Genomic DNA, 22,397 nt, shown 5'->3' on the forward strand with positions numbered 1-22,397 from the left:
TGCAAAGCCGCGGCGGCGCCTCCCAGCCGTGACGTACCGCCGCGCTTTTTGTATCATTCTTCCGGCTGAAATTCGCCCGCCTGCACCATATCGGCCTGTTCGCCAAAGAGGACCCGCAGGTAATCTCTGCGGCCGTAAAGAACGCGGTCAATAAAGATGTTTTCCCGCGTAACAGAGTAAAAAACAAGATAATTCCCGCAGACGAGAAATCGTTCGTCACTGTTTGCATCAGTGACGGCTGTCAGCGCAGGGCCCATCAGCGGGTTATCCTTCAAAAGCCGTATCTTTTTCGTGATCTTGCTCACCGCAGCCACTGCCACCCCCGGATTTTCCAAATCGACCGCGAGATAGGCTTTTATTTCCTGCAAATCTTTTTGTGCTGCTTTTGAAACCTGCAATTTATTCATGTGTGATCCCAAGCGATTTCTCCACTTCCTCCACGCTCAGCCAGCCTTCTTCTTCCCCGGAGCGGCGGCCCTTTGCGATCTCGCTCATCAGGCGGATGGTCGCCTGCGCTTTCTCATAATCGCGCAGCTCCACGATGGCATATTTCCCGCGGCCGTTTTTGGTCAGGAAGACCGGCGAGCCTTCCTCCACGTCCCGCAGCACCTCATTGTAGTTTCGCAGATCAGAAATCGGTTTGATGTTTGGCATAATATCCGCTCCTTTCAGCCTTAGTATAACGCACTGTGCTGTAAAATTCAACGTAAAATTTGCAGCGCATTTTTTCCTTCTCAGCTTTTTCTGTTTTCGTCTAAAACCGTGCGGCCTTGAGACGAAAGTGCAAGTCATTAGACAAAAAGTTTTACTTTTTTGCCCGGGCAATAATGCAAAACGCCTTCGACCCAGCGTCGAAGGCGTTCTGCTTTTTATCGTTTATTCCTCAAATTCCAGGTCGCTGGGCAAAATCAGGTCCAGCTCGGCGGCGGGCTCGGCCACAAGGCGGCGGCTCTGGTTGAAGATGGCCTTTTCCAGCGTGTTGCGGGCCAGGCGGCCATTGCCGGCGGTGCGGCTGTCCAGCGCCTGACGGCGCTTGTAGTAGCCCAAAAGCGGGAAGGTGCAGCTCTCGGCCAGGCGGTAGCCCTTGCCCTTGGCCAGCACCGTGGTGATATCCAAAAGCTCGTCGGCGGTGTAATCCGGGAACTCGATCTTGTTCGGGAAGCGGCTGGCAAGGCCGCTGTTGGCGGTGAGGAAGGTCTCCATCTCCTTCGTGTAGCCCGCCAGAATGACCACCAGCTCGTCGCGGTGGTCCTCCATGCCCTTCACAAGGGTGTCGATGGCTTCCAGGCCGAAGCTGTCCTGCTCGCCGCGGTACAGGCTGTAGGCCTCGTCGATGAACAGCACGCCGCCCAGCGCGCTCTGGATGACGCTGTTCGTCAGCGGCGCGGTGTGGCCGGTGTAGCGGCCCACAAGGTCCGCGCGGGTCACTTCCACCAGCTGGCCGCCCTTGAGCGCGCCGATGGCCTTGAGGTACTTCGCCACAAGGCGAGCAATGGTGGTCTTGCCGGTGCCGGGGTTGCCGGTGAAGATCATGTGCATGGAAAGGCTGGCGGTCTTGAAGCCCGCCGCCGCCCGGCGCTGCTGCACCTGCAGATTATCCGCCAGGCCGAACACATACTCCTTGACCGGCGCAAGGCCCACAAGGTCGTCCAGCTCGGCGCGGATGGCGTCCACCGCGCCGGTGTACTCGGCGGGCAGCAGGGCGGCAAGCGGCTGCGCCTCGGCCCCGTTCAGGCTGAACCACACCCCCTCCGGCTGGGCCGTGAGGGCCACGGTGCCGGTGAGCTTTGCGTCGGTCTGCAGGCAGTATTCGCTCAGGGCGCGGAAGATCTGCTCGCAGGCGGCGGCAAGGCCCGCCGCGCCTTTTTCCTTGGAGCACTGAGCGGCAACGTAGTCCCGCACATCCGCCCCGGCGGTGAGGGTCAGGCCCAAGCGGGTGTTCACCTTCTGGGCCAGCGCGTTCAGCTGCTGGGCCGCGAGGGCAGCAAGGTCCTCGCGGGCGAAGGCGCTGGTGGTGCACACATCGCCCACCGCCGCCACAAAGGGTGCACCGAATTTATCCGCCAGCGCGTCCCGGCCCTTGCGGGAGAAGAAAACGAGGTACTTGCCGCAGGGGGTGATGGTGCTCACCGCGCCCGGGGCCAGCGCCGTGCCCGCGTCCACCAGGATGCCCTCCTTGTTGACCAGATACCGGCTGGAAAGCGGGGCGCTGCCCTTCACGGCCAGGTCCGAAAGGGTCTTGAGGAAGCCCGGGTGGCAGCTCTCGTAGTGCTCAAAAATGACGATCTCGCCGGGGGCGTGCAGGGCGGCGTAAAGGTCCTGCAGAAACAGCTTTTCGGCCCCGGAGTTCGGGTAAAGGGCAAGGTCCAGCACGGCGGTCTGGTCGTTCTGCAGCAGGCCCCGCGCCGCCATGATGCGGGCCGTCTCCGCCAGCGCGAAGTGCCGCCCGGTGCCGGGTGCCCCGCAGATCAGGATCACGTTGCGTGCCGCCGGGCGCTCGGTGCCCAGCACGAAGGGCCGCCGCATGGCGCGCACCACGCTGTCCACGAAGGCGTCCTGCCCGAGGACGCTCTTTTTCACCTCGGCGGCAAGACCCTCAAAGCTGCCCAGCTGTTCCGGCGGCACATCGGCGGTGCCTTTGGCCAGCAGGCCGTCGGCCTCCATGTCCCGCAGCATCCGGCGGCTGTCTTCCAGCGCAGACTGCGCGGCGGCGTCCTGGGCCTTGAGCTGGGCGTTCTGCTTTTTCAGCAGTTCGTCCAGCTGGCGCTGGTTCTCCTGCAATGCGGCGTTCAGGTCCGGCAGGGGGCTGCCTGCGGGCTTTGCGGCCTGCGGCTTCTCCCCCGGCTGTGCGCCGCCGAATTTGAGCTTGCCGCCCGCGCCGAACACACCGTTCATAAGGGTTTCCCAATCGTCGGTATATGCCATGGCTTTGCCCTCCGTGTCATTGTTTTCTTTCAGTATAGTGTACCCGGCGCATTTTTGCAAGAAAAAGCGCCGCTGCTGCTGTTTTTACTTGATTTACTGAGGGGAGGGGGGGTATATAATAAAGAAAATGCGCCCCCTCCCCCTTCCTCGCCCTGCGGGTGCTTTCCACGGCGGCGGTAATGACCATGGTCACGTCCATCGCGGCCCCGGCCTTTGCGGACGCTTACGGCATTGCGCTGTATGGCACCCACTATCTGGACCAGGGCAATATTACCGTCGAAGTTCGCGGCGGCCAGTACTACGTCAGCGATGTGCTGGATGATGATGGTCCGGTCATTATCAAGAACCATGAGGATGAGAGCGATACCACCTCTGTTTCCAACACGATCACCATCCATGCGGAGGACGGTGAAGCAAACGTTACGCTCAAAGATGTGGACATTGTCACGAACGGTGAAGCGAACAAAAGCGGCATCACCGTCAAGGCGGATAAAACCAAAACTGCAACGGCAACCGTGAATGTTACTCTGGACAATGTGACTGTGGATGCGCGGGAGGACGCTTCTTCTGAAGGAGCCACCGGCGGTGCCGGTATGACGATCCAGGGCAACGGAGTCGTCAATATAGAACTGGACGGCAAAAATGAACTGCTTGCCGGGGATGGCCATGCCGGTCTGGAAAAGAACCGGACGGAAAGTGTCGGTTCTCTGAATATCAACGACTCTAACGAGGACGGCGGCACCGTGACCGCCAACGGTGGTGACGGCGGTGCAGGCATCGGCGGTGGCAAGGGCGATATGGGCAGTGGCCTGTATATCCTGAACGGAACCGTCAACGCCTACGGAAAAGGCGGTGGTGCAGGCATTGGCGGCGGCGACGGTGCGGGTGCACATATGGTCGGCCTGAATGCCGGTGTGCCAGGTGTCAACGATGCTTACGAACCGACGGTCACTGCGGTTGGCTCTGAAGGTGCGGCCGGCATCGGCGGCGGTAAAGGCGGACGACTCACCGATGCTGTGCTCAGCAGCGGCACCCTGACCGGCACCATGGAAACGCTGGAATACCTGCAGGCGCACGGTGCGCAGACCATTGTGTTCACCACCAGCCAGCGCACCAGCTCTTTCCAGATCTCGGACCTGTTAGCTCTGGCAGACGAGGGTGATGTGTTCTATCTGACGCACACGGAAGCCAATGAACCTACCCTGCTGGAAGGCTAAACAGCCAATGCTGTTCCCCGCAGGGTGCGGCAGAACATCTCCCATTTTTTCCGTACAGCACAAGGCTCCGGTACGCAATTTCCGGGGCCTTGTGCTATTTTTATGTGGGAAACCCTTGCAAAACCCGGCTGTGTTGTTTACACTTACTCTATGGGAAATTCGCAAGAAGGAATGAAGGAACATGAACGCCACAAACCCTGCTGAACTGAAAACGCTGTTCGAGAGCGACACCTTTGCCCGCGAGACCACCTATACCGGCCCGCTGGGGCCGGAGTATGCGCCCTCCGGCACACGGCTGCACCTGTGGGCCCCCACGGCCCAGAGCGTGGCGGTGAACCTCTACCGCAAAGGCGACGGCAGCGCCCGCATGGGCACCCTGCCGCTGGAGCGCGGGGCGCAGGGCGTGTGGAGCATCTACCTGCCCGGCGACCAGCACGGCCGCTACTACACCTTTACCGTCACCGTGGACGGCACCGCCCGCGAGACCGGCGACCCCTACGCCCGGGCGGCGGGTGTGAACGGCATCCGCAGCATGATCGTGGACCTTGCCCGCACGGACCCCGACCGCTGGGCGCGGGATGTGCGGCCGGTGATCCCGCCCAGCCAGCGGGCCGTGTGGGAAGTGAGCGTGCGGGATTTTTCGCAGGATGCCGCCAGCGGCGTGCGCCCGGCCTGGCGGGGCAAGTTCATGGCCTTTACCCAGAGCGGCACCACCCTGCATGGCGACGGGGTGCACCCCACCTGCCTGAACTACCTCAAGCGTCTGGGGGTGAAATACGTCCAGCTGATGCCCATTTTCGACTTTGGCAGCGTGGACGAGGCCAGACCCCTGCTGCGGCAGTACAACTGGGGCTACGACCCCGCCAACTTCAATGTGCCGGAGGGCAGCTATTCCACCGACCCCACCCGCGGCGAAGTGCGCATCCGGGAGTGCAAGGCGATGATCGCCGCCCTCCACGCGGCGGGCATCGGCGTGGTGATGGACGTGGTGTATAACCACATGTACCGCAATGAGAACCCGCTGAACGACACCGTGCCCTGCTACTTTTTCCGCCAGAACGAGGACGGCAGCTTTTCCAACGGCAGCGGCTGCGGCAACGAGTTCGCCAGCGAGCGGGTGATGGCCCGGCGGTATATGATCGACTCCATCCTCTACTGGGCGCAGGAGTACCACATCGACGGCTTCCGGTTCGACCTGATGGGCCTGTACGATGTGGAGACCATCAACGCGGTGCGCGCCGCGCTGGACCGCCTGCCCGGCGGGCGGGATATCCTGATGTACGGTGAGCCGTGGCAGGGCGGCGGCAGCCAGCTGCACCGGTACGAGGCCAACAAGGCAAACCTCGCCATGCTGGACGAGCGGGTGGGCATCTTCTGCGATGACACCCGCGACGCCATCAAGGGCGGGTGCTTCAACGCCCGGGAGCCGGGCTATGTGCAGGGCAAACCCGACAGCCTGTGGGACATCGGCGCGGCGGTGGCCGCCTGGTGCCGCAGCGACAAGCTGCCGCCCCACGCGCCCGGGCAGATCGTGAGCTATGTTTCCGCCCACGACAACTTCACCCTGTGGGACAAGCTGCTTCTCGTGCGGCACGAGAAGCCGGAGTTCACCGCCGCCGACAGCACTGCGCTGGCCCAGAACCGGCTGGCGGCGGGCATCTACCTGACAAGCTTCGGCCTGCCCTTTCTGCAGGCCGGTGAGGAGTTTGCCCGCACCAAAAAGGGCCAGGGCAACAGCTACCGCTCCTCGCCCGCGCTGAACCGGCTGGACTGGGAGCGGGCCGAGAAGTACCACCCGCTGGTGGACTATTACCGGGGATTGCTTGCTTTGCGGGCAAAGTTCCCGCGGCTGGGCGGAGCCGACCGCAACGCGCCGGACGCGCTGCAGTTCTTCGCGCTGGAGCAGCCGCTGGTGGGCTGGACTCTGCCCGCCCAGTGGGGCGACGGTGCCGCGTGGGGCGCACTGTGTGTATTCTACAACCCCACCGATACCAGCCGCACTGTTCCGCTGCCCGGCGGGCGGTGGCAGCTGCTGAGCGACGGCACCTCGTCCAGCCTGTGGCGCGGCCCTGCAAGGGTGTACGAGCACGAAGCCGTGCTCATGCCTTACAGCGCAACCATCTTCGGGCAGGTATAAGAATCATCTGAATACGCAAAAAGGCTCCGGCAGCTTTCGCTGCCGGAGCCTTTTTCAGATGCAGTTATGCCAGATCTTCGCCGTTAGTGGCAATGACCTTCTTGTACCAGTAGAAGGAGTCCTTCTTCTCGCGGCTCAGGTCGCCGGTGCCATCGTCAAACTTGTTGACATAGATGAAACCGTAACGCTTTGCCATCTCACCGGTGGAAGCACTCACCAGATCGATGCAGCCCCAGGGAGTGTAACCCATCAGGTCCACACCATCCTTGACAGCTTCAGCCATCTGCTCGATGTGGCTGCGCAGGTAGTCGATGCGGTAGCTGTCGTGAACAACGCCGTCCTCGCCCTTCTCGTCGTAGGCACCCAGACCGTTCTCCACCACCATCAGGGGGATCTGGTAACGACCATAGATCTCGTTCAGGGCATAGCGCAGGCCCTTGGGGTCGATCTGCCAGCCCCAGTCGGAAGCTTTCAGGTAGGGGTTCTTCACGCCGCCCAGCAGGTTGCCGCCAATGCCCTCCACATCCTTGTGGGTGGTCACGCAGCTGGTCATGTAGTAGCTGAAGGTGTAAAAATCCACTACGCCCTTCTTCAAGGTCTCGGCGTCCTCCGGCTCCATCCGGATCTCCACGCCCAGCTCTTTCCACAGGCGCTTTGCAAAGTAGGGGTACTCGCCGCGCACATGCACATCGCCGCAGTACCAGTTGTGCTCGTTCATGCTCTGCTGGTTGGCCAGCTGGTCATCCGGGTCGCAGGTCATGGCGTAGCTCTGGCCGTAGGCCAGCATGCAGCCCATCTTGAACTGGGGGTAGTGCGCATGGGCGTAGATGATGGCCTGTGCACTGGCCACAAACTGGTGATGCAAAGCCTGCAGGCGGGTCTGGGGGTCATCCGGTGCACCCATGGCGGGGCCTTCGTAGCCCTGCACGGTACCGGTGGAAAGCACCTGACCAAAGGCCATCATGCCTGCGTTGATCTCGTTGAAGGTGAGCCAGTATTTGACCTTGTCCTTGTAGCGCTCAAAGATGGTCTTGCAGTAGTTCATGTAGAACCCGATCAGCTCCCGGGAAGCCCAGCCGTTGTACTTTTCCACCAGCGCATAGGGCAGCTCGTAGTGGCTGATGGTGACCAGCGGCTCGATGCCGTGCTTCTTGCAGCAGTCGAACACGCGGTCGTAGAACTCCAAACCCTTCTCATTGGGTTCCGTTTCCCAGCCGTTGGGGAAGATGCGGGTCCAGTTGATGGAGGTGCGGAAGGTCTTGAAGCCCATCTCGGCAAACAGGGCAATGTCCTCCTCGTAGTGGTGATAGAAGTCGATGGCTTCATGGCTGGGGTACAGCCGGTCCGGGTGGATGGTGGTGGTCACCCACTTGGGCACGGTGTGGGAGCCGTTGGTGCACATATCGGGCACACTGGCGCCCTTGCCGTCCACATCCCATGCGCCCTCAAACTGGTTGGCAGCACAGGCGCCGCCCCACAGGAAATCATCACGGAAAACGCTCATGGTGTTTTTCTCCTTTGTTCAGCTGATATAAAAAGCGGGGCAGGCCCTTTACGGCTGCGGCCCTGCACGGCCTGTGGCCGGAGCCTGCCCCTGAATACGGATATCTATAAAACCCCTGCTAAAACTGTGGTGCTTTTTACTTCTTTGCCTTGGCAGGCTCATCGGAGTAGGTCACATAGACCATCACGAAGGCCAGCACAACGGCGATCAGAGAGATGACGATGGATGCGATCATGCCAGAGATATCGTTGGTAACAGTATTGATGTAAGCGGTGTAGCCAAAGATGCCGGTACCTGCGCTGGTGTAGCCGGTAACATTAAACGCCATCAGGGCAGCGCCGGTAATGGCACCCACGATGCAGGTGATGATAAAGGGCTTCTTCTTGGGCAGGGTCAGGCCGTAGATCGCCGGCTCGGTAACGCCTGCGATACCGGAGATCAGTGCGGGGACACACAGGCTCTTGGTCTTGCTGTTCTTAGTCTTGAGGTAAATTGCCAGCACAGCACCGCACTGTGCAAAGGTGCAGCCAAACATACCGGTCAGTGCGTTGGAGTAGCCCTTGGTGGCCAGGTCGTTCAGCATCAGAGGCACGGTAGCCCAGTGCAGACCGAACATGACCAGGATTTGCCACAGGCCGCCCACAACAGCGCCCAGCAGGATGCCGTTAAAGTTTGCGATCGCATTGAGTGCAATGCCCAGGCCATCGCCCAGCAGAGAGGTGATGGGTCCGATGATCCACAGCGTGAGGATAAAGGTAACGCCGCAGGTGATGAGCGGCACAAAGAACAGCTTGCAGGAATCCGGGATGAACTTTTTATACTTCTTCTCAAACCAGGCTGCAAATGCGATGGCGCAGACGATGGGGAGAACGCTGGAGGTGTAGTTGCCGGAAGCAGGCATAACGACCGGGATCCCGAACAGGTTGGAGATATCCATGCCGGAAGTGGTGGACAGGTACGGGTACAGCAGCGCTGCACCAATGGTCATACCCTCCAGCTCCGGCAGGCCAAACTTTTTGGAGGCGGTGTAGGCCAGCAGCATGGGCATAAAGTAGAAAAAGCTGTCGCCCAGGGAGTACAGGATATTGTAGGTGCCGCTGGTATTGCTGAGCACGCCGATGGCAACGAACAGGGAGATAAAGCCCTTTACGATACCGGTGGCAGCCAGCACGCCCAGGCAGGGTGCAAACACTGTAGTAATGATGCTGACGAAGGCGTTGAACAGGCTCTGCTTTTCCTTGGGGGCATCGGCGCTGCCGATGGCGTTGCCGTTATCGTCCACAGCGCCGCCCGGGGTAATGTGGCCCACGGTGCACACAGCATCGTACACATCGGCAACCTGCTGGCCGATGACCACCATATACTGCCCGCCGGACTGGATCACGGTCACGATGCCATCGGTCTCTTTCAGCACATCGGTGTTTGCCTTGCTCTCGTCCTGCAGCTTGAAGCGCAGGCGGGTCATGCAGTGGGTCAGGGACACGATATTGCTCTTGCCGCCCACGTTCTGAACGATGATACGCGCAAGACCATCATATTTACTAGCCATAAGTAGATTCTCCTTTTTACGTGTTTCGTATGCCTGTTCGGTCAGCTCAAGGCGCAGCCGCCCATTGCGCAGACTGACGGTGGCCGCAAACGGCAGAGCCGCCAGCGCCGCAGGGTCCGCAAGGCTTTCGTCCTTGAGTGTCATGGAAATGCGGCTGCCCCGCCGGGTTGTGGAGGCCACGTTCGCCTCACCGCCCACAAGGGGGAGCAGCTGGTCCAGCAATGCCTGCCGGGGTTCCGTTTCCTGCAAAGGCCGCACTTCCTTTCTTTGTCCGGGCACACGAAGGTGTCCTTCATCAAGATGCAATAAAATTTTATATAACACACCGCCCTCGCGCGCCGGGCGGCGGATATACCGTAAAAACAAAAATCACCCAATTCGCAAAAGGCCGCAGCGCGGCCCAAAGCCGTTCTGTGTTCTTTTCGAGCTGGGTGACGCCCCGTGAACTTTGCACGGGTAACGATCCGATGATCTCGGGGTATTCGGTTGTCTTTCGGGGAAGGCTTATTCTTCCTCGGTGCGCTCACAGCACACCCGGTGGATGTGCATGATGAGGTAGAGCTGTTCTTCCTTGCTGCAGGGCCAGCCGTAGGTGGCCGTGAGGAAGTCGTTGATCTTCTGCACACAGGCATAGATCTTTGGGTATTCGCGGCTGACGGTGCGGAACATGGAGTCCATGCCGGTGTCACCGCTGAGCGGTTTGCCGTGCATCATGCGCTGCACAAGGTAGCGCAGGTGCATCGCAAAGCGGGAAAAGCTGAAGCTGTCCTTATCCAGCTTCACGGAGAGGTTTTCTTCCACCAGCGCCGAAATTTCGGACACCACCTTGGCGGTGAGGATGGTGGAGTGCATGTCGCCCACCTCGGCTTCTGCCGTGATGAAGTGCATCGCAATGCTCACGGCTTCTTCGGCGGGCAGGTCAACGTGCAGCGTATCCCGGATCTGGTGCAAAGCCTGCTTTGCCAGGCTGTATTCATGCGGGTACAGATGCCGGATATCATAGGCAAGCGGTGTCTGGAGGGCAATGCCGTCCCGGCAGCGCTGAATGGCAAAATTGAGATGGTCGGCCAGCGCATAGGTCAGGTTCGGGCTCAGGGAGCAGTCCAGCTCGTCCTGCGCGTCGGCGGCAATGTCGTCCGCCAGCAGGAATACTTCGCCCGGGATGTCGCGCAGCAGTGCAAAATACTTCTCGTTCACATCGTAGAATGTGCGCTGCACCGCCGAAAGATCGGTGAGTTCATACGGCATGGCGGGGAAGCCGATGCCCTTGCCGAACACCACCAGTTCGCGGCCTTTTGCGTCCCGTGCCAGAGCAACGTTGTTGTTGATCTTTTTGAAAATCTGCATCTCCGGCACGCTCCATCCGCAAAATTTACAAAGAAAAAACTCCCCCTGTGGTTATACTTACACCACACCCCATAAGCCGCATAAATGCTCTTAAGGATCAGTGTGCAAGTAATGCCTCATGGAGAGTAACAATCTTGTAAATCTATGTTACCGCAGGAAGGTCCGCTTGTCCAGATGGCGATATTCACAAATTTTTTCTCATACTTTTGTGCGTTCGGTCAAAGGGGCTTTTCCGGGCACACAAAAGCGGCGGCAGACCGCCTGCAAAGGTCTGCCGCCGCAAGAAGATTTGAATTTTTAGCTGTTAGACGCTGTCTTTTCGCCCAGGGTCACGCTGACGGTCTGCATCTGGCCGTTGCGGGCGATGGTGATGTTCAGGGTGTCACCGGCCGCGTGCTTCTGCATCAGGGTGCCCAGATCGTCCTTGGAGGCGATCTCGGTGCCGTCGATGCTCACGATGCGGTCACCGGACTGCAGGCCTGCCCGCTCGGCAGGGCCGCCCTTGACCACTTCCACCACATAGACGCCGTAAGCGTTCACGCCCAGCTGGGCAGCGGTCTGGGCGTCCTCAACGCCCAGATAGGTGATGCCCAGATAGGGCCGGCCGGTGACATAGCCGTTTTCCAGCAGCTCCTGCGCCACCTTGATGGCGTCGTTGATGGGGATGGCGAAGCCCAGGCCTTCGGCGTCGCTGGAGGAGGACTTTGCGTTCACGATGCCGATCAGCTCACCGTTCATGTTGAACAGGCCGCCGCCGGAGTTGCCGGGGCTGACGGAAGCATCCATCTGGATCAGGGACATGGTGTTCACAGAACTGCTGCCCTGAATGGTCACGCTGCGGTTCAGTGCGCTGATCATGCCGCCGGTGACGGTGCCGCCCAGCTCACCCAGCGGGTTGCCCACAGCCATGACGCTCTGGCCCACCTTCAGGTTGTCGCTGTCGCCCACGGTGGCGGGGGTCAGGCCGGTGGCGTCGATCTTGATCACGGCCACGTCGCTGGTGGTGTCCTCGCCCACGAGGGTGGCGGTGTAGTCTTTATCGTCAATGGTCACGGTGATGGAGGAAGCACCATCCACAACGTGCGCACAGGTGAGGATGTAGCCGTCCGAGCTGATGATGACGCCGCTGCCGGCGCCGCTCTCCACCTGGCTCTGGCCGTACCAGGACCACTGGGAGTAGACTACCTGCTCGGTGGTGATGACCACCACGCTGGGGCTGACCATGTCCGCCACCTGCTCGGTGGTCAGGCTGCTGCCGGAACTGGAAGCGGCCGTGATGGTGCTGTCCGCGCCGGAGCTGCCGGTGCTGCTGTCCGATGCGGCGGAAGGTGCCGCCTGCTGGATGACCACTTTGCCGCTGCCGCCGTACTTTGCGCCCACAAAGCCGCCTGCAAAGCCCATGGCTGCTGCCAGAACCAGCGCCACGGCGCTGCGGGCCACACGGCCGCCGTTGAACTTTTTCTTCTTTTTCGGCTTGGGCGGCTGGGCCTGCTGCGGCTGGGCGGGGTACACCGGCGGGGTCACGCCGCCTGCGCCTGCATCCGGCATGGGCGGGACATTCGGGGCCGTGTACTGCGGCTGCGGGTCGTTATACTGGTTGGCGGTGTTCATGCCGCTGCTGCCTACGTTGGGGTACCCGGTGTCCGTGCCGCCGGTATTATTCTGAGAGGAATAATCATATTCCCACTTGTTCTCATTTGCCATATTACTACTTCCCTTCCTCAAAGGCCTGGTCCACAGGGGCATCCGTTCCTTTGAACTGCCCCTATTGTAACCGGCAATTGTGAAAATGAATCGCTTGTGCCGTGAAAAAGCTGTGAAATGCGGTCCTGCTTGACAGCCGCGCCGCTGCTTGCTATTGTAAGGGAGAAGAAACGCATCGTCAAGGAGGATTTGCCGCATGGAACTGCGCCGCACCGAACAGGGCTTTGCCCTTTATAAAGAAAAGGACTGCATCGGCACCTGTGCCGTCCGGCCCGCCGCGCAGGGTGCGGACATCGCGGCCCTGTGCATCGCCCCGCAGTGGCGGCGCAGAGGTTACGGCTCCTACCTGTTAAAAGAAGTATTGCGCACCTTCGCCGGATATGACCGCGAAAAGGCCACCGTGTTCTCAGCGCCGCTGCCTGCGGACCCGGGCGAACGGGCCTTCTGGGCAAAGTTCGGCTTTGCGGCAGAAGGCGGCAGGCTGTACCGCCGCCGCACGCCGGACCTGACCGCCGTGAAGTTCGTGCAGGATTTTCTCTCTGCGCGGCTGGTGCACCCGCGCCTTTGCATCGACGCCACCTGCGGCAACGGCGGCGACACGGCGTTTTTGTGCGGCATCACGGCCCTGGATGGCAGAGTGCTGGGCTTTGATATTCAGCCCGAGGCCATCCGTTCCACCTGCGCCCGGCTGGAGCAGGCAGGCGTGCCCGCCGGGCGGTACGAGCTGCACTGCCAAAGCCACGCGGACCTTCTGCAGTATGTGCAGCCCGGCACGGCGGACGCCGTGATGTTCAACTTCGGCTGGCTGCCGGGGGCCGACCACGGGGTGTTCTCCACGGCGGACAGTAGCATCCCGGCGCTGAAAGCTGCCTTGGAAGCGGTGCGGCCCGGCGGCGTGGTAACGGCCATCCTCTACAGCGGGCAGGTCATCGGCTCCGGCGAAAAGCAGACGGTGCTGGAATTTCTGCGGGCACTTCCACTGAAAAGTTTCACCGTTCTGGTGTGTGATTTTGCCAACTGGGCCGAAACGGCCCCCTTGCCCTGCCTCATCCTGAAAAAATGACGAAAACTCTTGCATTATCAAGCGTTTTCGGTTAGAATATGATTCGTATGTGTAAAAATATGTGATCTGCGTTCCTGCGCAGCAGGAACGCAGATCACTTCACCCTTTAGGAGAATCTTATTTCTATGACAAATCGTGAAGAAATCGAGCGCCGCCGGACGTTTGCGATCATCAGCCATCCCGACGCCGGCAAGACCACGCTGACCGAAAAGCTGCTGCTGTACGGCGGAGCCATCAACCAGGCCGGTTCCGTCAAGGGCAAGCAGAGCGCCAAGCACGCTGTGTCCGACTGGATGGACATCGAAAAGCAGCGCGGTATTTCCGTCACTTCCTCGGTGCTGCAGTTCAACTACGCCGGCAAGTGCGTGAACATTCTGGACACCCCGGGCCATCAGGACTTCTCGGAGGATACCTACCGCACCTTGATGGCGGCAGACTCTGCCGTCATGGTCATCGACGCCGCAAAGGGCGTTGAGGCCCAGACCATCAAGCTGTTCAAGGTGTGCACCCTGCGCCACATCCCCATCTTTACCTTCATCAACAAGATGGACCGCGAAGCCCGCGACCCCTTTGAGCTGATGGAGAACATTGAGGAAATTCTGGGCATCAAGACCTACCCCATGAACTGGCCCATCGGCTGCGGCAAGGAGTTCAAGGGCGTGTTTGACCGCAACACCCGCAAGGTGCTGGCTTTTTCCAGCGACGGCCGCGCCAACGGCGTGAAGAAGGTGGAGGAGACCGAGGCTGAGCTGGGCGATCCGGCCCTGGACGAGCTGCTGACTCCTTACCTGCACCAGCAGCTGGTGGATGAGATCGAGCTTTTGGACGGCGCTGCCGAGGAATTTGACCTCGACAAGGTGCTGAAGGGTGAGCTGAGCCCTGTGTTCTTCGGTTCGGCCCTGACCAACTTCGGCGTGGAACCCTTCCTCGAGAACTTCCTGCGGCTGACCCCCACCCCGCTGGCCCGCGTGGACAGCCTGACCGGCGAAGCCGTGGACCCCTGCCGTGACGAGTTCTCGGCCTTCATCTTCAAAATTCAGGCCAACATGAACAAGGCCCACCGCGACCGCATTGCCTTTATGCGCATCTGCTCGGGCAAGTTCGAGCGCGGCATGGAAGCCTTCCATGTGCAGGAGGGCAAGAACATCAAGCTGGCCACCGGCACCCAGCTGATGGCGCAGGACCGCGCCATCGTGGATGAGGCCTACGCCGGTGACATCATCGGCCTGTTCGACCCGGGCATCTTCTCCATCGGCGACACCCTGTGCACCGGCAAGAAGAAGGTGCAGTTTGCAGGCATCCCCACCTTCTCCCCGGAGCACTTTGCCCGCATTGAGCAGAAGGACACCATGAAGCGCAAGCAGTTCGTGAAGGGCATGGAGCAGATCGCCCAGGAGGGCGCCATCCAGATCTTCCGCGAAGTGGGCGGCGGCATGGAAGAAGTGGTGGTCGGCGTGGTCGGCGTGCTGCAGCTGGAAGTGCTGGAGTACCGTCTGAACACCGAGTACAACGTGGAGATCCGCATGCAGCAGCTGCCCTTTGAGCAGCTGCGCTGGGTGAAGAACGACCCCGACACCTACAACCTGCGCGACCTCGACCTGACCAGCGACACCAAGGCGGTGGAGGACATGAAGGGCAACCGCCTGCTGCTGTTCACCTCCGACTGGGCCGTGCGCTGGGCCGAGACCCACAACGAAACGCTGGAACTGAGCGAGTTCGGCAACATTTAAACCTGTTTCAAGAAAGCCGCTGTGTGGGGCAACCCCCTGCGCTGCGGCTTTTTTTGAATAAACCAAAAAATACATCAAAGGATGCCAGCATTGGAATGAAGGGTTCCCATTGCGGGGAACACTGCTGGCAGGAGGGTAAGTATATGAAGAATCTCCAAATCGGCAAGAGCGGCATCGCAGTGCCGTTCCTCGGCATGGGCACCTGGGCCATCGGCGGCGGTGCATGGTGGGGCGATAACGACGATGCACTGTCGGTAAAGGCCATCCAGACCGCCGTGGAGCAGGGCATCCAGTGGATCGACACCGCGCCCATCTATGGCCTGTACCACAGCGAAGAAGTGGTGGGCGAGGCCATGAAGCACATCGACCGCGACAAGGTGGTGCTCTCCACCAAGTGCGGCCTGGAGTGGCGGCATGAGACGCCGGTGCTGCACAAGGTGGTGGACGGCGTGACCGTGTACCGTGATCTGTCGGCCCAGAGCATCATCGAGGATGTGGAGGACAGCCTGCGCCGCCTGCACACCGACCATCTGGACGTGCTGTACACCCACTGGCAGACCCCGGACTTCGGCATTTACCCGCTGGAGGAGACCGTGGAAGCCATGATGAAGCTGAAAGAGCAGGGCAAAATTCGTGCCATCGGTGCGTCCAACGTCACGGCCGACATCATCCGCGGCTACTGCAAGTACGGTCAGCTGGACGTCATTCAGGAAAAGTACAGCCTGCTGACCCGCCGCATTGAAAAGCAGCTGCTGCCCACCTGCAAGGAGCTGGGCGTCTCCATTCAGGCCTATTCCCCGCTGGAGCAGGGCCTGCTCACCGGCAAGGTGACCATGGACACCACCTACCCCGAGGGCAGCACCCGCAACTCGAACCCCAGCTTCCAGCCCGCACGCCGTGCCCAGGCGCTGGAGATGCTGGCAAAGTGGAGCGACCTGACCGAGAAGTACGACTGCACGCTGGCACAGCTGGTCATCGCCCTGACCGCCCGCATGATCCCCGGCCTGCATGTGCTGTGCGGTGCCCGCAAGCCCGAACAGGTGCTGGACAACGCCGGTGCCATGAACATCAAGCTGGACGGTGCCGATGCCGTCCGCATGAAGTGGGACGTGGACTCCATTTCCTGAAAAAGGCTGCACCCATCCTGACAAACGCCAAAGGCCCCGGACCGCAATGGTCCGGGGCCTTTGTGCTGTATACGGAAAGGGAAGTGTCAGTTTTTTTCGGCCAGCAGTGCGTGCAGCTTTGTCTTGGCGCGGTAGTAGGTCACCCGGGCCCAGGCAGCGTTGTGGCCAAAGATGGCTCCGATCTTTTCAAAGGGCAGCTCGCCGAACACCCGCAGGCTGAATACCTCTTTATACGGCTCGTCCAGCGCGTGCAGACACTGGTGTACTGTGAAGGCCGCCGTTTCGTCGGCCAGCAGCTGCACCACGTCCGGCGCGTCTGCGGCGGCATCGGCGGCGGCTTCCAGCGGGGCGGTGCGCTTTGCCCTGCGGCAGTGGTCGTAGTAGGCGTTGCGGGCCACTGTGAACAGCCAGGCCCGCACGTCCTGCCTGCCGTCAAAGCCTTTCAGCCCGTCCAGCGCCTTGAAAAAGGTCTCCTGGGTCAGTTCTTCGGCCAGCGTCTCGGAGCCGGTGAGCCCCTGTAAAAACAGGAACACATCCCGGAAATAGAGCCGGTAGATCGTTTCGATATCCATGGTTCAGCCCTTCTGAAAACTGCTGCCGTATTGCTCCTCGGTGCCGTAGCCATACTGCACCGTACCGTCCGGGTCCACCCGCACGATGAACCGCTCCACCTGCTGGCCATCACTGTAATAGCGGGTCTCGTCGGCGCAGACCACGGTCAGCACCTGGGTGCGGGAGACGGTGACGCTGGCAGACGACGCCTCGGACCCCACCAGCGCCAGCAGCGCCCGGTGCACGCCGGGGAAGCGGTAGTGCATCGCGGTGACGGTAATGTTCTCCATGCCCCAGCTGAACCCGCCTTCCACCTCCAGCCAGACGCCCTCGCCCTGCGCTTCCAGGATGCAGAGGTTCGCACCGTCCTCTTTGCGGTTGTAGGTCCAGAACTGGGCCTGTTCGGCAGTGGCCGGGGCCCGGGCGGTGCCCATCCAGAACACCAGCGCCACAGCGCACAGCACCGCCAGCACGGCTGCGGCCACGGTGCGGATGCTCTTTTTCTGCAGAGTCTTCCGGATGCCTTTCAGCGGTGCATCCGGCTGCGGTTCCGGCTGCACCGGCACCGGCATCTGCATCTGCCGCAGTTCTTCCCGGCAGGCGTCGCAGCTTTCCAAATGCTCCTCCACCAGCGCGGTGCTGGCGGGGCTTGCGATGTGCTCCGCATAGAGCGGCAGCAGGTCGCGGATGACTTCACAATCCAGTTTCATCGTTTTCCCCTCCTTTTCGGGCCGTTTCACCCCAATAACGCACAAAAGGGGAAAACGTTACAGGAACCTTGCAAAAAAGCTCTCCCTTTCGGGAGAGCTGGCATTGCGCAAGCAATGACGGAGAGGGCTAGCCTGTTTATTATTTAGTTTTCTTTCCAGAACAGTCCGCCGCCGGTCTGGAACAGCAGCCACGGGTTCACACTTTTGCTGCCCAGCTTATAGTCCATGGTCAGTTCTTCACCCAGGGCACCCACGGCCTGGCCTTTTTCCACGGTCTGCCCCTGTGAGACGGAAAGGGTCTGCAGGCCGTAGAGGTAGCTGCGCATGCCGCAGCCGTGGTCGATGACCACTGTATTGCCGGTGAGGGCCAGTTCCTTTGCCAGCACCACCACGCCCGCCGCCGGGGCGCGGCAGGGCTCCCCGGGGATGGTGTAGAGCATTGTGGAGTTGGAGCGGCTGCCCTGCTGGCCGTTTTCCACCTTCACCTGGCCGTAATCCACCAGTGTGGTGTAGCTTTCGGCCGGGCAGACGAAGCCGCCCTGCCAGAGCTTTTCCCGCGCGGGCTGCTCATACAGCGGCCAGACGCTGTTTTTGAACTCGGTGTTGGCGGCATCCGACGCGGCAGGCTCCGGCTCTACCTCCACGGTGCCAAAGTCCTTGGGCAGCACGATGATGCTGCGGGAGATGACCTCGCCGTTCACCGTAACGTTCACCTCATGCCCGCCGGAAGACGCGTTGTAGGCCGCCGGGATGTAGGCCCGCCAGCCGTCTGCGGTGCGCACGCACTGCACATTGCCGAGGTCAGTCTCCACGGTGGGCGCAGTGTCGCCGGCCATGCCGCAGATGCGCAGGCCCACCACGCCGCCCTGCTCCACCCGCTCGGCGGAAAGCTCCACCTCGGCGCTGGCCTGCAGGGTGAACCGGAAGGAATAGTGGTACCAGCCCGTGGGCTTTGCAGGCTTTTCCAGCCCCAGGTTCTGGCACAGCGCACCGGTGCTGCCGCCCTCGAACTGGGCGGCCGTCATCGTTTCCGGCAGCCGCCAGACGGTCAGCTCGGCCTTGTACTCGCCGTTTGCCGGGAAAAGGAACTCGTCGTAGGCGGCTGCCGTGCCCTCATAGACCACATTGCCCGCGCTGTCGGTGATGGTCAGCGGGCCGTAGCTGTACCAGTCCGGCAGGGTGAAGGCCGGGTGGGCCGTGTACAGGGTGCCCAGCTTCTGCACCGTGAGGGTGACGGGGCTTGCAAACACCTTATCCAGCTTTCCGCCGATGAGCGGCACCTGCCAGCACCAGCCGTTGGCTTCCAGTTCCGTGCCGCCGAACTGCACCGCGCTTGCCGGGCAGCTGCCCTCGGTGGTGAACTCGTAGCTCACACCCATCACGACCGTCAGCAGCAGCACCACACCCAGCGCGACCGACCCCAGCCAAAGCAGAAAATGCTTGATGGTCCTCAGCATATCCCTTACTCCTTATGTACAAAAAGGGCGCACCGGAACAGTCCGCAAAAGACATGCCCGGTGCGCCCGAAGGTGTTTCGTTTTTTGCTTTTATTCCGCGGCGTCCTCGGCAGGAGCAGCTTCCTCGGCTGCGGGCGCTTCGGGCTCGACCGTTGCAGCGTCGTCCTCGCCGAACAGCAGACGCTCGTACTCGTCCAGCTCCTTTTCACGGCGGTGCAGGTAGACAGCCACAGCAGCAAGGGCACCGGCCACAGCGGCCAGAGCAGCGATCACAGCGATCAGGCAAGATTTCTTCATAGGTTCAGTACACTCCTTTTTTCGGTCGAAACGATGTTTCAGCTTATTTTTCCAGCGGGAGAACCGCAGGCAGATCTCCGCCGCCTTCCAGAGGAAGGACAGCATGTGAAGCGAGAGTTTTACCAGAAAGATCATCCGCAGCACCTTCCGTTTGCGGGATGGCGGCGCGCCGCCGTCCCCTGCGAGTGCAGCCAGCCGCAGACGCGGCCAGCCTTCTTGTGGTTTTTATTATACCCGTTCCTGCCAAAAATTACAACCATTCCGGCCAAAAAGGCCGAAAATTCACAGCATCCGCTTCCGGTAGGCCTTGAACGCCCCGGGCAGGGTGTAGGTGGTCTTGAGGGCTTCGCGGCTGGCCCAGACGCAGCCAGCCGGGGCCGCCTGGGCGGGCAGACGCAGCGCGATGCCGCCCATGTGCCACTCGATGTGGCTGAAGATGTGCTTTGCCGCAGGCAGGGCTTCCGGCCGGGTGCCGCGGACATCCAGCCCCATGGCCTGCAGCCGGGCCAGCGTTTCTTCTGCCGAAAGGCTTTCGTTCTCCCACAGCACCGGCTGCCACAGCCCGGCCAGCAGGCCTTTTTCCGGCCGCTGCTGCAGCAAAAAGCCCTCCGGGCTTTCCAGCAGTGCCAGCGTTACCGGCTGGATGCGCCGGGGCTTGGGCTTTGCCTTCTGCGGCAGTTCCGGCGCAGTGCCCGCCGCCCGGGCGGCGCACAAGTGGGCCAGCGGGCACTGTTCGCACAGGGGTGCGCCGTTGGGCACACAGACCAGTGCGCCCAGCTCCATCAGAGCCTGGTTGTAGTCCCCGGCCTTTTCCGGCGGCTGGTGTTCCATCACACGGGCGGTGAAGGCCTTTTTCACGGCCGGTTCGGTGATGACGCCCGGGTCGTTGTACAGGCGGGAAAACACCCGCAGCACGTTGCCGTCCACGGCCGGCACCGGGATGCCGAAGCTGATGGACGCCACCGCCCCGGCCGTGTAGTCGCCAATGCCGGGCAGGGCGCGCAGGGCGTCGTAGTCGGCAGGCAGCTGCCCGCCGTACTGCGCACAGACGATCTTTGCCGCCTTCTGCAGGTTGCGCACCCGGCTGTAGTAGCCAAGGCCCTCCCAGAGCTTGTGCAGCTTTTCTTCCTCGCAGGCAGCCAGCGCCGGAATATCCGGCAGCGCGGCGAGAAAGCGCTCGTAGTAGGGCAGGGCCGCCGCCACGCGGGTCTGCTGCAGCATGATCTCGCTGAGCCAGACGTGGTAAGGGGTGGGGTCCTCCCGGAAGGGCAGGATGCGGCGGTTCTGGTAGAACCATTCCAGCAGGGCAGGAGAGATGTTTTCCACTTGTCGTTGTCTCCTTGTTGAAAAAAGGGCCGCTGCAAGATGCAGCAGCCCGGTAAAAGTATGCTCGATTTTAGAAGCCGTATGCGGTGCGGGGGAAGGGCAGCACGTCACGGATGTTCTGGATGCCCGTGAGGTACATGATCATACGCTCGAAGCCCAGGCCGTAACCGGCATGCTCCACGCCGCCGAACTTGCGCAGGTTGAGGTACCAGTCGTAGGTGGACTTGTCCATGCCCAGCTCGTCCATGCGGGCCACCAGCTTGTCGTAGTCTTCCTCGCGCTGGCTGCCGCCGATCAGCTCACCGATGCCGGGCACCAGCATATCGGCTGCGGCCACAGTCTTGCCGTCCGGGTTCTGCTTCATGTAGAAGCTCTTGATCTCCTTCGGGTAGTCGGTGACGAAGACGGGCTTCTTGAACACCACCTCGGTCAGGTAGCGCTCGTGCTCGGTCTGGATATCCACGCCCCACTCGACAGGGTACTGGAACTTCTTGTTGTTCTTCTTCAGAATTTCGATGGCGTCGGTGTAGCTGATGCGGCCGAACTCGCTGTTTGCCACCAGCTCCAGACGCTCGATGAGGCCCTTGTCGATGAAGCGGTTGAAGAAGTCCATCTCATCCGGGCAGTTGTCCAGCACATAGCGGATGACGTACTTGGTCATGGCCTCGGCGGTGTCCATATAGCCATTCAGGTCACAGAAGGCCATCTCGGGCTCGATCATCCAGAACTCGGCGGCGTGGCGGGTGGTGAAGCTCTTTTCGGCGCGGAAGGTGGGGCCGAAGGTGTACACCTTGCCGAAGGCCATGGCCATGGCTTCGGCTTCCAGCTGGCCGGAAACGGTCAGGTTGACCGGCTTTTCGAAGAAGTCCTTGGTGTAATCCACGGTGCCGTCCTCGTTCTTGGGCACGTTCTCCAGGTCCAGGGTGGTCACGCGGAACATCTCACCTGCGCCCTCACAGTCAGAAGCAGTCAGCAGCGGAGAGTGCGAGTAGACGAAGCCGTTCTCCTGGAAGAACTTGTGGATGGCGTAAGCAGCGGCGCTGCGCACGCGGAAAGCAGCGTTGAAGGTGTTGGTGCGGGGGCGCAGGGTGGGCATGGTGCGCAGATACTCCATGCTCATCTTCTTTTTCTGCAGGGGGTACTCGTCGGCGGGGCAGTCGCCCAGAATCTCCACGCTGTCGGCGTTCAGCTCAAAGGGCTGCTTTGCCTGCGGGGTGAGCACCAGCTTGCCCTTGACGCGCAGGCTGCTGTACAGGCCGGTGTGGATGACTTCATCATAGTTGGCCAGCTTGCCTGCTTCCAGCACGACCTGCAGGGTCTTGAAGCAGCCGCCGTCCGACAGGGCGATGAAGCCGATGTTCTTGGAGTCGCGGATGTTCTTTGCCCAGCCGCAGACGGTCAGCTCGGTGCCGTCGGCGGGGGTGTTCTTGAACAGCGAAACGATCTCAGTGCGTTCCATAGTTTGTTTTCCTCCCGAAAAATAATGAAAAAAGACAGCTTTGTTCTCCCTGAAAGTTCAGGGCGAACAAGCTGTCTTGTAATGTCCGCGGTGCCACCTGAATTACCGGAAGTGTCCGGTCGCTCGCGCGCTCATTTATAAAAAGCGCTGCCCCTGTAACGCAGGGCCTGCGGCGCACCTACTGGCGGCAAAAGCCGTGTTCAGTTTGCTGCTCCCGGGTGTTCGTTCACGCGGCGTGCGGGCGCGGCTCTCAGCTGTGCCGCACTCTCTGGGCCGGACGGCCCGCGCTACTT

The 22,397-nt window shown here is 61.2% G+C and carries 18 protein-coding genes and 1 other annotated feature (1 of these 19 cut by a window edge); of the genes, 5 read left to right on the forward strand and 13 right to left on the reverse strand.

The annotated features are described in order from the left end of the window. Positions 1-53: 53 nt before the first annotated feature. From CGS49_RS04745 to CGS49_RS04755, 3 genes are all read right to left on the reverse strand, one after another. Complete coding sequence (locus CGS49_RS04745; RefSeq protein ID WP_097800762.1) at positions 54-407, reverse strand: type II toxin-antitoxin system RelE/ParE family toxin; 354 nt, start codon at positions 405-407, stop codon at positions 54-56. After that, a complete protein-coding gene (locus CGS49_RS04750; RefSeq protein WP_097800763.1) occupies positions 400-654 on the reverse strand; it encodes a type II toxin-antitoxin system prevent-host-death family antitoxin in 255 nt (84 codons plus the stop codon). Before CGS49_RS04750 ends, CGS49_RS04745 begins: the two co-directional genes overlap by 8 nt. Before the next feature lie 222 nt (positions 655-876). After that, the gene (locus CGS49_RS04755) at positions 877-2,925 is read right to left on the reverse strand and encodes an AAA family ATPase (RefSeq protein ID WP_097800764.1); all 2,049 of its coding nucleotides are present in this window, start codon (positions 2,923-2,925) and stop codon (positions 877-879) included. A gap of 185 nt (positions 2,926-3,110) precedes the next feature. On the opposite strand from CGS49_RS04755, the gene CGS49_RS04760 reads away from it, so the two are divergent. Beyond that, positions 3,111-4,142, forward strand: coding sequence for a hypothetical protein (locus tag CGS49_RS04760; RefSeq protein ID WP_143405813.1), 1,032 nt, complete (start codon positions 3,111-3,113; stop codon positions 4,140-4,142). A 181-nt stretch (positions 4,143-4,323) separates the two neighbouring features. After that, the gene (gene pulA / locus CGS49_RS04765) at positions 4,324-6,279 is read left to right on the forward strand and encodes a type I pullulanase (RefSeq protein ID WP_097800766.1); all 1,956 of its coding nucleotides are present in this window, start codon (positions 4,324-4,326) and stop codon (positions 6,277-6,279) included. Between the two features lie 64 nt (positions 6,280-6,343). Here pulA and CGS49_RS04770 read toward each other — a convergent pair whose 3' ends face one another. From CGS49_RS04770 to CGS49_RS04785, 4 genes are all read right to left on the reverse strand, one after another. Beyond that, positions 6,344-7,783, reverse strand: coding sequence for a glycoside hydrolase family 1 protein (locus CGS49_RS04770; protein WP_097800767.1), 1,440 nt, complete (start codon positions 7,781-7,783; stop codon positions 6,344-6,346). 136 nt (positions 7,784-7,919) lie between these two features. Next, entirely contained in the window at positions 7,920-9,590 is a 1,671-nt protein-coding gene (locus CGS49_RS04775; RefSeq protein WP_430407819.1) for a PTS transporter subunit EIIC, read from the reverse strand. Positions 9,591-9,836: 246 nt separating this feature from the next. Next, positions 9,837-10,679, reverse strand: coding sequence for a PRD domain-containing protein (locus tag CGS49_RS04780; protein WP_097800768.1), 843 nt, complete (start codon positions 10,677-10,679; stop codon positions 9,837-9,839). A gap of 297 nt (positions 10,680-10,976) precedes the next feature. Continuing rightward, positions 10,977-12,383, reverse strand: a complete 1,407-nt coding sequence (locus tag CGS49_RS04785) for a S1C family serine protease (protein WP_097800769.1) — start codon at positions 12,381-12,383, stop codon at positions 10,977-10,979. Positions 12,384-12,579: 196 nt separating this feature from the next. On the opposite strand from CGS49_RS04785, the gene mnmM reads away from it, so the two are divergent. The 3 genes from mnmM (at position 12,580) to CGS49_RS04800 (ending at position 16,303) form a co-directional block, all read left to right on the forward strand. Beyond that, a complete protein-coding gene (gene mnmM / locus CGS49_RS04790; protein WP_097800770.1) occupies positions 12,580-13,446 on the forward strand; it encodes a tRNA 5-(aminomethyl)-2-thiouridylate-methyltransferase MnmM in 867 nt (288 codons plus the stop codon). Between the two features lie 125 nt (positions 13,447-13,571). After that, complete coding sequence (locus CGS49_RS04795; protein WP_097800771.1) at positions 13,572-15,176, forward strand: peptide chain release factor 3; 1,605 nt, start codon at positions 13,572-13,574, stop codon at positions 15,174-15,176. A gap of 143 nt (positions 15,177-15,319) precedes the next feature. Next, the gene (locus CGS49_RS04800; protein ID WP_097800772.1) at positions 15,320-16,303 is read left to right on the forward strand and encodes an aldo/keto reductase; all 984 of its coding nucleotides are present in this window, start codon (positions 15,320-15,322) and stop codon (positions 16,301-16,303) included. 86 nt (positions 16,304-16,389) lie between these two features. Here the strand turns inward: CGS49_RS04800 and CGS49_RS04805 are convergent, their stop codons facing one another. The 6 genes from CGS49_RS04805 to asnS form a co-directional block, all read right to left on the reverse strand. Continuing rightward, positions 16,390-16,875: an RNA polymerase sigma factor gene (locus CGS49_RS04805; RefSeq protein ID WP_097800773.1), complete on the reverse strand. Its 486-nt coding sequence runs from the start codon at positions 16,873-16,875 to the stop codon at positions 16,390-16,392. Between the two features lie 3 nt (positions 16,876-16,878). Next, positions 16,879-17,565 (reverse strand): zf-HC2 domain-containing protein, encoded by a 687-nt coding sequence (locus CGS49_RS04810; RefSeq protein ID WP_097800774.1) that lies wholly within the window; start codon positions 17,563-17,565, stop codon positions 16,879-16,881. 143 nt (positions 17,566-17,708) lie between these two features. After that, positions 17,709-19,022: a murein hydrolase activator EnvC family protein gene (locus CGS49_RS04815; RefSeq protein ID WP_242975369.1), complete on the reverse strand. Its 1,314-nt coding sequence runs from the start codon at positions 19,020-19,022 to the stop codon at positions 17,709-17,711. Between the two features lie 90 nt (positions 19,023-19,112). After that, the gene (locus CGS49_RS04820) at positions 19,113-19,319 is read right to left on the reverse strand and encodes a phosphatase (RefSeq protein ID WP_097800810.1); all 207 of its coding nucleotides are present in this window, start codon (positions 19,317-19,319) and stop codon (positions 19,113-19,115) included. A 282-nt stretch (positions 19,320-19,601) separates the two neighbouring features. After that, positions 19,602-20,645, reverse strand: a complete 1,044-nt coding sequence (mutY, locus tag CGS49_RS04825) for an A/G-specific adenine glycosylase (RefSeq protein WP_097800775.1) — start codon at positions 20,643-20,645, stop codon at positions 19,602-19,604. Between the two features lie 70 nt (positions 20,646-20,715). After that, complete coding sequence (gene asnS / locus CGS49_RS04830; RefSeq protein WP_097800776.1) at positions 20,716-22,104, reverse strand: asparagine--tRNA ligase; 1,389 nt, start codon at positions 22,102-22,104, stop codon at positions 20,716-20,718. A gap of 55 nt (positions 22,105-22,159) precedes the next feature. After that, positions 22,160-22,397 (reverse strand) — a binding site (T-box leader); it runs 20 nt beyond the window's last position.

The sequence above is a fragment of the Faecalibacterium langellae genome (genome assembly GCF_002549775.1).
Classification (GTDB): Bacteria; Bacillota; Clostridia; order Oscillospirales; family Ruminococcaceae; genus Faecalibacterium; species Faecalibacterium langellae.